Genomic DNA, 12,845 nt, shown 5'->3' on the forward strand with positions numbered 1-12,845 from the left:
CGCCTGCGATGGGAGGAGTATTGCCGTGAAGATCACGTCGATCGAGACGCTGCGCACCGAAGAATTCTCCAACGTCATCTGGGTGCGCGTCCACACCGACACGGGCATGATCGGTCTCGGCGAAACCTTCTACGGCGCCGGCGCGGTCGAGGCCCAGATCCACGACACCTTTGCCGGCCGCCTGCTCGGCCGCAATCCGCTGCACATCGAGGCGATCCATCGCGACATGCTGAACCTGCCGATGGCGCAGTCGTCCACCGGCGTCGAATATCGCGCGGCTTCGGCGATCGACATTGCGCTATGGGACCTGTTCGGCAAGGTCTGCAATCAGCCGGTGCACCAGATGCTCGGCGGCCTCTGCCGGGACAAGCAGCGCATCTACAACACCTGCGCCGGCACCCAATATGTCCGCTCCACCAATATCAGCCCGGTCGCGAATTGGAATCTCGGTGGCTCCCAGGGGCCCTACGAAGACCTCGACGGCTTCATGAACAACGCCGATGCGCTTGCCGAAAACCTGCTGGAGAGCGGCATCTCGGCGATGAAGATCTGGCCGTTCGATCCGGCGGCGCAGGAGAACAAGGGCCTGTACATCACCGCCGCCCAGATGAAGCACGCGATCGAGCCGTTTGAAAAAATCCGCAAGGCCGTCGGCGACAAGATGGAGATCATGGTCGAGCTTCATTCGCTCTGGAACCTGCCGACCGCGAAACAGATTGCGCGCGCGCTCGAGCCCTACAAGCCGACCTGGTACGAAGACCCGATCCGGATGAACTCGCCGCAGGCGCTGGCCGAATACGCCCGCTGCACCGACGTCTGGGTCTGCGCCAGCGAGACGCTCGGCTCGCGCTTCCCCTATAAGGACATGCTCGACCGCGACGCCATGCACGTGGTTATGGCGGATCTGTGCTGGACCGGCGGCCTCACCGAAGGCCGCAAGATCGCGGCGATGGCCGAGACCTATCACCGGCCCTTCGCACCGCACGACTGCATCGGCCCGATCGGCTTCATCGCCGCCATCCACATGTCGTTCAGCCAGCCCAACACGCTGATCCAGGAATCGGTGCGCGCTTTCTACAAGGGCTGGTACAATGAGCTCGTCACCACCATGCCCACGATCAAGGACGGTTTCGTCTATCCGATGGAAGGCCCCGGCCTCGGCGTCGACCTTCTGCCCGCCGTATTCGACCGCTCCGATCTGACCGTGCGCCGTTCCAACATCTGAGGATTCTTGAGATGAGCACCGCCCTCTTCGACCTTTCCGGCCGCACCGCGCTCGTGACCGGCTCCTCCCGCGGCCTCGGCCGCGCCATCGCCGAGGGCATGGCCAAGGCCGGCGCCAGGATCATCGTCAACGGCGTCGATCCCAACCGCGTCGAGCAGGCCGTCGCCGAGTTTCGCGCTGCCGGGCATCAGGCCGAAGGCGCCGCTTTCAATGTCACCGTCGAGCCCGCGATCGTCGCCGCCTTCAACGACTTCGACAACAAGGGCATCGCGGTCGACATCCTCGTCAACAATGCCGGCATCCAGCACCGCAAGCCGCTGGTGGAGTTCACCACTGACGAGTGGCGCAAGGTGATCGAGACCAATCTCACCAGCGCCTTCGTGATCGGCCGCGAAGCGGCCAAGCGCATGATCCCGCGCAAGCACGGCAAGATCATCAATATCGGCTCGCTCGGCAGCGAGCTCGCGCGTCCCACGATTGCGCCCTACACCGCCGCCAAGGGCGGCATCAAGAACCTGACCCGCTCGATGGCGGTGGAATGGGCCCAGCACGGCATCCAGGCCAACGCGATCGGCCCCGGCTACATGCTGACCGACATGAACGAGGCGCTGGTCAACAACACCGACTTCAACAACTGGCTGATGGGCCGCGTTCCCTCCAAGCGCTGGGGCCGACCGGACGAGCTGGTCGGCGCTGCGATCTTCCTGGCGTCGGATGCTTCGACCTATGTCAACGGCCAGATCATCTATGTCGATGGCGGCATGATCGCCGCGATGTAATCGCGAACAGGGAACGAGAGCATGCGCGCCGTCGTCATTCATGCACCAAAAGATCTGCGGATCGACCTCTATCCGGATGCAGCGCCCGGCCCGGGCGAAGTCCGCGTCAAGATCGCGAACGGCGGCATCTGCGGGTCCGATCTGCACTACTATCATCACGGCGGCTTCGGTGTCGTGCGCATCCAGCAGCCGATGGCGCTGGGGCACGAGATCGCCGGCGTTGTCGCAGCCGTCGGTGACGGCGTCACGAACGTGAAGCCGGGCGCCCGAATCGCGGTCAACCCGAGCAAGCCGTGCGGCCAGTGCCTGCATTGCCAGGAAGGCATGCGCAACCAGTGCCTCGACATGCGCTTCCTCGGCAGCGCGATGCGCTTTCCCCATGTGCAGGGCGGCTTTCGCGAATTCATCACCGTCGATGCGGCGCAGGCCGTTCCGATCACCGACAAGCTATCGCTGGCGGAAGCCGCGGTCGCCGAGCCGCTCGCGGTGTGCCTGCATGCCGGCAACCAGGCCGGGCCCCTGCTCGGCAAGCGCGTGCTGATCACCGGCTGCGGCCCGATCGGCGCGCTGATGATTCTGGTCTCGCGCTTCGGCGGCGCGGCCGAGATCGTGGTCACCGACGTCGCGGAGGCGCCGCTTGCGGTCGCCAGGAAGCTGGGGGCCAGTCATGCCATCAATGTCGCGGCCGATGCCACGGCGCTCGATCCCTGGCGCACGGGCAAGGGAGTATTTGACACGCTGTTCGAAGCCTCCGGCAACCAGGCCGCACTCCGCACCGCGCTCGACGTGCTCAGGCCCGGTGCCACGCTGGTGCAGCTCGGCCTCGGCGGCGAGATGACGCTGCCGATCAACTCCATCGTCGCCAAGGAATTGCAGCTGCGCGGCACCTTCCGCTTCGACTCCGAATTCGAGCTGGCGGTGCGGCTGATGGGGGAAGGCCTGATCGACGTCAAGCCGCTGATCACGGCGACCATGCCGTTCGAGAACGCGGTCGCCGCGTTCGAGCTCGCCAGCGACCGCTCGCAGTCGATGAAGGTGCAGCTGACGTTCTGAGGCCGCGCCTGAGGCCTATTGCTGCGGCTGGTTCTCGATCATGCGATCACTGACCAGCCGCACCGCGCCCCGTTTCCAGGAATAGTCCGCGCCCAGGCGCAGGCCGCTGTCGCCGCGTGCCAGCACCGCGCCGGTCCTGGCATCGCGCACCTGGAAGCCGAGCGTATATTCGGTACGGCTGACCCGCCGCACCACCCCGATCAGCGACTGATCCGCACCGAGCCCTTGCGCAATCGCCGCTTCGCAGCCGCCGCAGTCGCGTAAAGCGCGTGCCTTCACCGCCTTCTCGTTCGTGCTGCCGACATCGACGAGGCGGTAGCGGCCGGATCGGCCGAGGGCGTCGCGGACACTCCCGGTCACTTCGGCCAGATAGGATGCATCCGCGGCCGCGAGGCCGGCGGCCGGCGCCGCGGTGTTGTCGTCGAGCTCGAATTCGAACACCGCGAGTGCGATCGGCGCGGGTGTGCCGAGTGCGGCCATGATCTCGCGCGACACGAAGATCTCGGCACGCTGCCATGATTCATCATTGTCGCCACGGAAGGTGTAGAGCTTGTCCATCACGACCTTTTTGGCGCCGACATCGATCACGGCGACCTTGGCCCATTGTACCAGCGTGCTCGTCTTCTGGATGCCGCCGATGACCTTGAACGCCGCGCCGTCCTGGGCCGACGGCACGAGCCGGTAGCGCCGGTCCCCGCCGATGTCTTGCCGGAGCGCGGCCATGAAGGCCGCCAGCCGTCGCTCGTGGGCGGCGGCCTGGTTGGCGGGTTCAGCCGACGTATCGGCATAACTGAAATCGTCCATGGCGACGCCGATGGCGGTTTCGGCAAGCGCATAAGACGCCGGGAGGACGACAAGGAGACAGACTGACAGGATCAACCGGCGGAGGTGCATAAATGTGCCTCGTGTGACGGAACGGCGCGCCAATCTGGACGGCGCAATCAGGCCATGCAGCAGCGCCGGTCCCGACGATGGCCGGGAAAATTTCACGACGGTGCACCGCGCTCACGCCTGGCGGCTTTGCGCCGGATGCGATCTGCCGTTTAATGCGGACGCGACAAACCCGTTCGCACCAGGTGCCTGCCGATGTGGAACCGCCCGAGGTTCGATCTCAAAGTCCGTCTGACGTTGCGCGTGGCCGCGATATCGGCCGCCTGCTTCACCGCGATCTCCGCTTATTTCCTGATTACGGCCGACCGCGCGGCGCATGCGCGCCTCGACGATATCGCCGCGATCGTGGCCAAGACGCTGGAGCTGCAGCAGGGCAAGATCCAGTGGGTCGCGAGCCCCCGCTCGGACTTTCCCAATCTCGACCCAGTTTCGGCTTATGTGATGACGCCCGGCCTGTGCCTGGCGTTCCGCGGCACGAGCGGCGACATCCTCCAGCGCTTCTGCAGCGGCGCGCCCGCCCCGGCGAACCCGCCACCGCAAGCCTTCACGGCCTTCTATCGCAGCCTGTTCGACCCCGGCCGCGAAGCCGCGCGGCCTGTGATCGTGCGCGGAGCGAAGCTCGGCGACGCCGTGGTCTCGGTCGAGCCGGCCGTGCAGACGGCGGAGGCCTGGCACGAGGCCGGCCGCCTGATGCTCGCGCTGGCGATCGCGCTGCCGCTGCTCTGCGCGCTGGTCTACGCCGCGCTGGCACGCGCGCTGCGCCCCACCCGCATGATCCGCACCGGCCTCGAGCGGATCGCCGCCAACGACCTCACCACGCGGCTGCCGCCGTTCGACCTTGCCGAGCTCTCCGCGATCCGCGACGGCTTTAACCATCTCGCCGAAAGCCTCGAGACCGCGCTTGCCGAACGCAGCGAGCTGACGCGAAAGCTGATCGCGCTCCAGGACGAGGAGCGCCGCCATCTCGCGCGCGAGCTGCATGACGAGTTCGGCCAGTCCCTCGCCGCCATCCGCGCCCTCGCCTCCTCCGCTCGCCAGACCGCCGCGCAGGACTGCCCTGCCCTGCTTGGCGAATGCGACGGCATCGCGCGGACCGCAACCGGCATGATGGAAACGTTGCGCGGCACATTGTTCCGGCTGCGGCCACCCGATGTCGAGGAGCTCGGGCTCGTCGCCAGCCTCGAAGGCCTCGTCGCGGGCTGGAACGGGCGCAGCCGCGGCGAGACGCGCTTCTCGATCCGGTTCGACGGCGCATTCGAGACCCTGCCGGCCACGATCAGCGCCAGCCTCTACCGGATCGTGCAGGAGGCGCTCACCAATGCCGCCAAGCATGCCGTCGCCACCAAGGTCAGCCTGGAATTGACGATGGGCGCCGGCGAGATCGCGCTTGCGATCGACGATGACGGACGCGCGAGCGATCCCGTCGCGAAATCGGGAATGGGCCTGCTCGGCATGCGCGAGCGCGTCGCAGCCTTGCGCGGCCAATTGAGCTTCGAGGCTGCGCCGAACGGCGGCTCCGCACTGCGCGTGGTCATTCCGCTCGCAGCCGCCGATCGACCGCCGCTGGAGCATGCCGCATGAGCGCGGCCGATGCCACCATTCTGCTGGTCGACGACCATTCCGTCGTCCGCGAGGGCTATCGCTCCGTGCTCCAGAAGCAGCCGGGACTTCGCGTCATCGCCGAAGCCGCCGACGGCGCGGAGGCCTATCGTCTCTACAAATCGGAGGCGCCCGACCTCGTCATCATGGATCTGAGCATGCCCGGCATCGGCGGCATCGAGGCGGTCCGGCGCATCAGGCAGTGGGACAAGGGCGCGAGGATCCTCGTCTTCACCATGCATGAAAATGCCGGCTTTGCCGTGCAGGCGATCCGCGCCGGCGCCAGGGGCTACGTCACCAAGACCAGTCCACCGGAGACGCTGGTGCGCGCCGTGATGGACGTGCTCGCCGGCAAGATCGCAATCAGCCCCGACATCGACCATGAGCTCGCGCTGAGCCGGCTCGCCGGGGAAAGCTCGGCCGCCGACGTCCTCACGCCGCGCGAGTTCGAGGTGCTGCGGCTGCTGCTCGCCGAGAACACGACAGAGGAGATCGCCGAGACGCTCCATGTCAGCCCGAAGACGGTGGCGAACCTGCATTCCCTGATCAAGGACAAGCTCGGCGTCGGCTCCGACATCGAGCTGGTCCGGCTGGCGCTGCGCCAGGGCATATTGACGGAGGTCGATCTCGGCGAGGCCTGATCGCTCAGGCCAGATAGCGCGTGAGATAACCTTCCATCGCGTAGAGCGCACAGAGCGCGAGGCTCGACCACACCGCGGCGGTGAAATACAGGAACATCCAGGTCAGCTCGCCCTTCCAGTGCGCGATGTCGTGGGTCACGACCCAGCGCGTCGAGACGTCATGCAGGCCTTCGAGGAAGCCGAGCAATCTGTTGCCCTCTTCATGCCCTGCCCGCCAGCGGCTGAGATACATCGGCACGTCGACGGTGACGAGGAAGGCCAGGAAGCAGGCGATGCCGATGATGCCGGCAATCAACGCCCAACGCACCGGTCCCTGGAATTCCGGCATCAGCCGGCACAGCGCGATGCCCGCGAGAAAGAATGTCACCGCCCACAGCGAGTTCTCGATCGCGTTGAAGAGGAAGTTGGTCGTCACCACCGCATACCAGGAGAAGCACTCCGCGATGATGATGATGGGCACGATCACCCACGCGATGTTCACGACCGTCTCGGCGCCCGTCATGGTCCCGAGCTGATGCAGGATGACTGCCCATTGCGCGGCGAAGCACAGTTCGGCCACGGTCGCGACCGTGCGGCCGACGAAGACGCTGGAGAGCCAGGTGTCGAACAGACAGATGCGCTGCACGTCGGCGCGCGGCAGGAACGAGCGGAAGGCGCAGCCGAAGACATAGCCGGCGCAGAGCACGAACATCAGCCCGATGTCGGAGCCGCCACCGATGCTGCCGGCAGGCGTCGGGTAGAACTCGCGGTACAGCATGAACCAGACGAGAATGTTGGCAGCACTGACCAGCGTCAGGGACCCCCACCACCACGCGAGGGGATTTGTCCGCGCCTGCCACTGCAACATGAATCGCTCCGCTGTAATCGATCTGACATTCAATCGTAATAATCCTGTCACAACAAGCCACGGAATCGCGACGAAAATCTGTGTGCGGCGGGGGCTCTTCGCGCACATTTGTCCCCGCCGGCAAAGGCGCCACATGTCCGGATAGTGGACATAAGACTGCCTTTTCTGAATCTATTGGACAACAAGCCCGGCCCGGTTCATTAAGCCTGCATGGCCAGAACCGCGTCCAAACCGATCCGCGCCTCCTCGTCCGCCGCCGCCGTGCTGGCGGACAGCGTCGACGACGCGGCGTTCGCAACGACGCTCGCAAAAGGCCTCGTGGTGCTCGAAGCGTTCAAGGCGGGGGCAACGCAGCTCGGCAACATGGAGCTGTCGACGCTGACCGGAATTCCGCGCCCGACGGTGGCGCGGCTGACGCATACGCTCGCCGAACTCGGCTACCTCCGCTACGATTCCGAACGCGCCAAATATCGCGTCGGCGCGCGCGCACTTCGCATGGCGCATCCGCTGCTCGCCGACATGCAGTTCCGCCAGGTCGCGCGTCCCATGATGCAGGAGCTGGCACAAAGCGTGCGCGGCACGGTCTCGATCGGCCTGCTCGATGCGACCTCCATGATCTATGTCGAGACCGCGCGCTCCGGCGACGTCGGCCCGCACGTCCCCGACATCGGCATGCCCATTTCCGTGGTGATGACGGCGATGGGCCGTGCCGCGGCGGCGACCTTGCCGCAAGCCGATGCCGCACAGCTCGAAGAGCGCATTGCAAGCGAGGACACCGAGCTGTGGTCGGCGTTCCGCGAGACCTACCGCGCCGGCCTCGCACAATGCACCAGCCGCGGCTTCTGCACCTGCTTCGGCGAGTACATCGCCTCGATCCACGCCGTCGCCGCGCCGCTGTTTCTTGCGCGTGAGGCGAAGCAGGCCTTTTCGATCAATTGCGGCATTCCCGCATTCCGGCTCCAGCCCGGCCAGCTGGAGGGCGAGATCGGCCCGCGCATTGCCGCCCTTGCTGACAGCATCCGCACCATGATTGGGGCGGCGCCGGCGACCGAAACACAAAAGCAAAACAAGAAGAGCGCCAGACGATGAACAAGACAATCGGCGCTCCGCCACCGGGAGGCCACCATGACCGTCACACGGCGAACATTATTGGGCACCCTCGCCCTTTCGATATCGGGACTTCCATTCGCCGCACGCGCTGAGGACGCCTGGCCGTCGCGCATGGTGCGGCTGATCTCCCCTTACGGGCCCGGCGGCTCCAACGACATCTCGCTGCGGCTGCTGGCCGAAGAGTTCGGCCGCAACCTGCACCAGCAGTTCATCGTCGAGAACAAGCCGGGTGCCGGCACCCGCATCGCCAACGACACGGTCGCGCATGCGCCGGGCGACGGCTATACCCTGCTCTATGTCGCGGCGCCCTACGCCACCGCCGAAGCGCTGTTCGGCAAGCTGACCTATGAGCGCAAGGATCTGCAGCCGGTCGCTATGGCTGTGATCGCGCCGCTGTTCCTGATCATCAGCGCGGACGCGCCGTTCAAGACGCTCCCCGAATTGATCGCCTACGGCAAATCGAAGCCGGATGGCCTGACCTTCGCTTCGCCCGGCGCCGGCTCGCAGCCGCATCTTGCCGGCGAACTCCTGTTCAGGGATGCCGGCGTCAAGGGGCTCAACATTCCCTTCCGTGGCGATGCCGCGTCCTATACCGAGCTGCTCGCCGGCCGCGTCGATGCCACGCTGACGGCACTGCCGACCGCACTGCCCTACATCCAGAGCGGCAAGTTCATCGTGCTCGGCGTCGCTTCCGCCGAACGCAGCGCGCTCTATCCGCAAGCGCCGACCCTGCGCGAGCAGGGTTTTCCCAACGTGGCCGCCGCCGGCTGGTACGGCTTCATGGCGCCTTCGACGACGCCGCGCGCCATCGTCGACAAGCTGCAGACCGAGGTCTTGCGCGCGCTGGCCGAGCCCGCGATCAAGGGCAAGCTGACCGCCCAGGGCCTCGAAGTGCGCGCCGGCACCGCGGCCGAGTTCGGCCAGTTCATCGACAACGAGACGCAGAAATGGACCGGGCTGATCCGCGAGGCCGGCCTCAAGGGTGAGTGACAGTCACGAACAGGGAATGGAAATGAAAACAATACTTCTCAAACGCGTCGCGGCAGGCGCGATCGCTCTCGCGCTATCGATCCCGGGAGCACAGGCGCAGAAGAAATACGATCCCGGCGCTTCCGACACCGAGATCAAGGTCGGCCAGACAGTCCCGCTCAGCGGGCCGGCCTCGGCCTATGCCGTGATCGGCAAGACCCAGGCCGCCTACATGAAGATGATCAACGATCAGGGCGGCGTCAACGGCCGCAAGGTCAATCTGATCCAGTATGACGACGCCTATTCGCCTCCGAAGACGGTTGAGCAGACCCGCAAGCTGGTCGAAAGCGACGAGGTGCTGCTGACCTTCCAGATCATCGGCACGGCGCCGAATGTCGCCGTGCAAAAATATCTCAACGCCAAGAAGGTCCCGCAGCTCTTCGCGGCAACCGGTGCCGCGCGTTTCACCGATCCGAAGAACTTCCCCTGGACCATGGGCTTCAACCCCTCCTACCTCGTCGAGGGCCGGATCTACGCGCAATATCTTCTGAAGAACCATCCGAACGCCAGGATCGGCGTGCTCTATCAGAACGACGATCTCGGCAAGGATTACCTCGCCGGCTTCAAGGCAGGCCTCGGTGACAAAGCGAAGATGATCGTCGCCGAGACGTCCTACGAGATCACCGAGCCGACCATCGACTCGCAGATCCTGCGTTTGAAGGATGCAGGTGCCGACGTGCTGTTCAGCGCCACGACGCCGAAACAGGCCGCGCAGGCCATCAAGAAGGTCGCCGAGATCGGCTGGAAGCCGCTGCACATCATCGACATCAACGCCTCCTCGGTCAGCGCGGTGCTGAAACCCGCCGGACTCGACAACGCCAAGGGCGTCGTCAGCGTCGGTTATGTCAAGGATTCAGCCGATCCCGAATGGAAGGACGATCCCGGCATGAAGCGATATCTCGCCTTCATGGCCAAGTACTACCCAGAGGGCGACAAGGATTCGAACCTGAACGTCTACGGCTATATCACCGCGCAGCTGCTGGTGCAGGTGCTGAAGCAATGCGGCGACGATCTCACGCGCGAGAACGTGATGCGCCAGGCCGCCCGCCTGAACAACATCACACTCGACCTGACGCTGCCGGGCATCTCGGTGACGACGACGCCGACCGACTACCGCGTCAACAAGCAGTTCCAGATGGTGCAGTTCGACGGCCAGCGTTGGCAGAAAATCGGCGACATCGTCACGGACGAGGCGAAGGAATGAAGCGCCCCTCGTCCTGAGGGGCGCTCGCCTGAAGGCATCACCGGTGGTGCTCGTGCTTCGAGGCGGCCGCTCCGCGGCCTCCCCGGCATGAGGGAGGAAGTGGCTGCTCGCCTATCTCTTCATCCCACCCACATAAGCCACGAGCTTGTCGAGCGTCTGGTAGCCGTATTCGACGGCACCGAAGCTGATCATGCCGTCGCGCTGCGCCGTGCTCGACGCCAGCTGTCGCATCATCAGAACCGTCTTGCCGTTGCTCTGTTCGGCGAAGGTGACGGTGAAACGGAACATTCCGGGATCCTCGTCCTGGTCGGTACCGTGATCCATCTCCATCAGCGACGGCCGCTCGATGCGGCGAAAGCGCATGCGGTTCGGGTAGACCGTGCCGTCCGGGCCGATCATGTTGAAGCGCCAGACGCCGCCGACGCGCACGTCGATCTCGAAGGTCTCGAGCTTGAACCCCTTCGGCCCGAACCATTGCGGCAGGTGCTTCGGGTCGGACCACGCTTCGAACACCAGATCGCGCGGCGCGTCGATCACGCGGGACATCACGATCTCGCGGTCGAGCGACCATTGCGACAAGGCGGGATTGGCAGAATTCGTCATCGTCAGGAACCTTTCCGTTTGGTCGTCTTGTTACTTGTCTTGGACGACCGCTTGGCAGCCGTCCGCTCCTTCTTCAGCTTCATCACATAGGCTTCGAAGCGATCGAGCCGCGCCTCCCAGATCGCACGCTGGTGCTGGAACCAGTCCTCCGCGCTGAGGAGCGCGTCAGGACTGAGGCGGCAGGTGCGCACCCGGCCGGATTTCTCCGACAGGACCAGCCCGCTCGTCTCCAGCACGTGGATGTGTTTCATGAAGCTCGGCAGCGCCATCTCGAAGGGATCGGCAAGCTCGCCGACCGACGCCTCGCCGGCGCAGAGCCGCATCACGATCGCCCGCCGGGTGGGATCGGCAAGGGCCGCGAAAACCTGATCGAGTCGGGATAATTGGTTAGCCATGGAGCTAACTATAGGCCCGTCGCCGTCTGGCGTCAACAATTGTTAGCCAATTAGCTAAGTGAAGTTTTGCCGACTGGTAGCCGGGATGAAGCGAAGCGTAATCCGGGGCCGCTCGCTCGGCTGCGGCGCTATCCCGGATTGCGCTTCGCTTCATCCGGGCTACAAACCACGCGCGCGGAACCCACCACGCGCAATCGTGAATAGGGAGGCACCGCCCTTCCCGCTACAAGAGACCGGGGGCGCATCGAATCCTGCACCAGAGCCGTGCCGTCTGTTGCCACCTCATCGTATCTCACCCGACGGGCGCTCGCCCGCGCTGCGCTCGTTCCCCTCGCGCTTGCCTGGCCGCGCTACGCCGCGGCGGATTCAGACATGATCGCACAGATGCGCGACATCGTCGCGAACGAGCTGGCGCCGACCGCGACGCCGGACCAGCCGGGCGGTCTGGCCGCCGCGCTTTATGCCGGCAGCCATCTCGAATTCTTCACCTACGGCTTTGCCGACGACGCCGCGCGAAGGCCGGTCACGCCGGATACGCTGTTCAACCTCGGCTCCCTGCGTAAGCCGTTCGAGGCGACGCTGGTCGCGCTCGGCACCCTCCGCGGCGAGCTGCGGCTCGACGATCGTCTGGCGGAATATCTCCCCGAGCTCACCGGCGACTATGTCCGCGGCATCACCGTCGGCGAGCTCGTCACGCACACCTCAGGCATGCTGCTGCCGACCGACCATCCGCCGTGGCCGAGCGACACTTTTTCGCGCGCACAGCTCATCGACATGTTCAACAGCTGGAGACCGCAGGCCGGCGAAGTGCCGGGCAAGCAGCGCGTCTACAGCCATGCCGGCTACGTGCTGCTTCAACTGGTGCTCGAGCGCTGCTACGGCGCTCCGATCGCACGCCTGTTCGAACAACGCATCTTCAAGCCGATCGACATGAATGCGACCTCCGTGCCCGAACGTGGCGAGGACGGCCGTGCCGTCATGGAGGAGGCCTGGATGCAGCGCGCGGTCCAGGGCTATTCGGATCAGGGCATGGCGATCGGCCCCATCGGCAACCAGCAGAGTTATTTTGATTTCCCCGGCACGGGCCAGATGTTTTCCTCGCCGCGGGATCTCGCGACATTCGTTGCTGCCTGCGTCGACGGGCGGTCGATCAATCCGCAGTTGCGCGAGGCATTGCGGATGACGCAGCACGAGGTTTTCCGCGTCGACGACAAGTTCGGACAGGGAATGGCCTGGGAGACGGTGCGTCTTCCAGGCGTCGCCGTCGTCGACAAGCCGGGTGGGCTCAACAACGCCTCCGGCTATATCGGCCTCGTGCCGGCACAGCGGATCGGGATCGTGCTGCTCGCCAATCGGGGCGAATATCCCCACGAGATCGCGCGCTATAAAATCCTGCCGGCGTTGGCGCGCCTCGTGGCTTCGCACTGACCCCGCCTCGCCGAAACAGAAAGCCTCGGCCAGACCGGGGC

The 12,845-nt window shown here is 65.3% G+C and carries 13 protein-coding genes; 9 read left to right on the forward strand and 4 right to left on the reverse strand.

What is annotated here, in order from left to right:
* Positions 1-25: 25 nt before the first annotated feature.
* From AC0L21_RS21890 to AC0L21_RS21900, 3 genes are read left to right on the forward strand one after another with little or no spacing between them, the layout of a single operon-like run.
* Positions 26-1,225 (forward strand): mandelate racemase/muconate lactonizing enzyme family protein, encoded by a 1,200-nt coding sequence (locus AC0L21_RS21890; protein WP_473263891.1) that lies wholly within the window; start codon positions 26-28, stop codon positions 1,223-1,225.
* An 11-nt stretch (positions 1,226-1,236) separates the two neighbouring features.
* Positions 1,237-2,004 (forward strand): SDR family oxidoreductase, encoded by a 768-nt coding sequence (locus AC0L21_RS21895; RefSeq protein ID WP_473263892.1) that lies wholly within the window; start codon positions 1,237-1,239, stop codon positions 2,002-2,004.
* A gap of 21 nt (positions 2,005-2,025) precedes the next feature.
* Positions 2,026-3,057 (forward strand): L-idonate 5-dehydrogenase, encoded by a 1,032-nt coding sequence (locus tag AC0L21_RS21900; protein WP_473263893.1) that lies wholly within the window; start codon positions 2,026-2,028, stop codon positions 3,055-3,057.
* Between the two features lie 15 nt (positions 3,058-3,072).
* On the opposite strand, the gene AC0L21_RS21905 is transcribed toward AC0L21_RS21900, so the two are convergent.
* Entirely contained in the window at positions 3,073-3,951 is an 879-nt protein-coding gene (locus tag AC0L21_RS21905) for a DUF3280 domain-containing protein (protein ID WP_473263894.1), read from the reverse strand.
* 192 nt (positions 3,952-4,143) lie between these two features.
* Here AC0L21_RS21905 and AC0L21_RS21910 point away from each other — a divergent pair, with 192 nt between their 5' ends.
* Together AC0L21_RS21910 and AC0L21_RS21915 are read left to right on the forward strand one after the other, a co-directional pair.
* The gene (locus tag AC0L21_RS21910) at positions 4,144-5,529 is read left to right on the forward strand and encodes a HAMP domain-containing sensor histidine kinase (RefSeq protein ID WP_473263895.1); all 1,386 of its coding nucleotides are present in this window, start codon (positions 4,144-4,146) and stop codon (positions 5,527-5,529) included.
* Complete coding sequence (locus AC0L21_RS21915) at positions 5,526-6,188, forward strand: response regulator (RefSeq protein WP_027518509.1); 663 nt, start codon at positions 5,526-5,528, stop codon at positions 6,186-6,188. The genes AC0L21_RS21910 and AC0L21_RS21915 overlap by 4 nt, the downstream gene beginning before the upstream one ends.
* Positions 6,189-6,192: 4 nt before the next feature.
* On the opposite strand, the gene AC0L21_RS21920 is transcribed toward AC0L21_RS21915, so the two are convergent.
* A complete protein-coding gene (locus AC0L21_RS21920) occupies positions 6,193-7,035 on the reverse strand; it encodes a hypothetical protein (protein ID WP_473263896.1) in 843 nt (280 codons plus the stop codon).
* A 210-nt stretch (positions 7,036-7,245) separates the two neighbouring features.
* Here AC0L21_RS21920 and AC0L21_RS21925 point away from each other — a divergent pair, with 210 nt between their 5' ends.
* From AC0L21_RS21925 to AC0L21_RS21935, 3 genes are read left to right on the forward strand one after another with little or no spacing between them, the layout of a single operon-like run.
* Entirely contained in the window at positions 7,246-8,124 is an 879-nt protein-coding gene (locus AC0L21_RS21925; protein WP_473263897.1) for an IclR family transcriptional regulator, read from the forward strand.
* Positions 8,125-8,160: 36 nt separating this feature from the next.
* Complete coding sequence (locus tag AC0L21_RS21930; protein ID WP_473263898.1) at positions 8,161-9,135, forward strand: Bug family tripartite tricarboxylate transporter substrate binding protein; 975 nt, start codon at positions 8,161-8,163, stop codon at positions 9,133-9,135.
* Positions 9,136-9,157: 22 nt separating this feature from the next.
* Positions 9,158-10,378, forward strand: coding sequence for an ABC transporter substrate-binding protein (locus AC0L21_RS21935; RefSeq protein ID WP_473263899.1), 1,221 nt, complete (start codon positions 9,158-9,160; stop codon positions 10,376-10,378).
* A 111-nt stretch (positions 10,379-10,489) separates the two neighbouring features.
* Here AC0L21_RS21935 and AC0L21_RS21940 read toward each other — a convergent pair whose 3' ends face one another.
* Positions 10,490-10,981: an SRPBCC family protein gene (locus AC0L21_RS21940; protein WP_007611469.1), complete on the reverse strand. Its 492-nt coding sequence runs from the start codon at positions 10,979-10,981 to the stop codon at positions 10,490-10,492.
* A gap of 2 nt (positions 10,982-10,983) precedes the next feature.
* Positions 10,984-11,376 (reverse strand): ArsR/SmtB family transcription factor, encoded by a 393-nt coding sequence (locus AC0L21_RS21945; protein ID WP_007611471.1) that lies wholly within the window; start codon positions 11,374-11,376, stop codon positions 10,984-10,986.
* Positions 11,377-11,748: 372 nt separating this feature from the next.
* On the opposite strand from AC0L21_RS21945, the gene AC0L21_RS21950 reads away from it, so the two are divergent.
* The gene (locus tag AC0L21_RS21950; protein WP_473263900.1) at positions 11,749-12,804 is read left to right on the forward strand and encodes a serine hydrolase; all 1,056 of its coding nucleotides are present in this window, start codon (positions 11,749-11,751) and stop codon (positions 12,802-12,804) included.
* Positions 12,805-12,845: the final 41 nt, after the last annotated feature.

Source organism: Bradyrhizobium sp. WSM4873 (genome assembly GCF_055811355.1).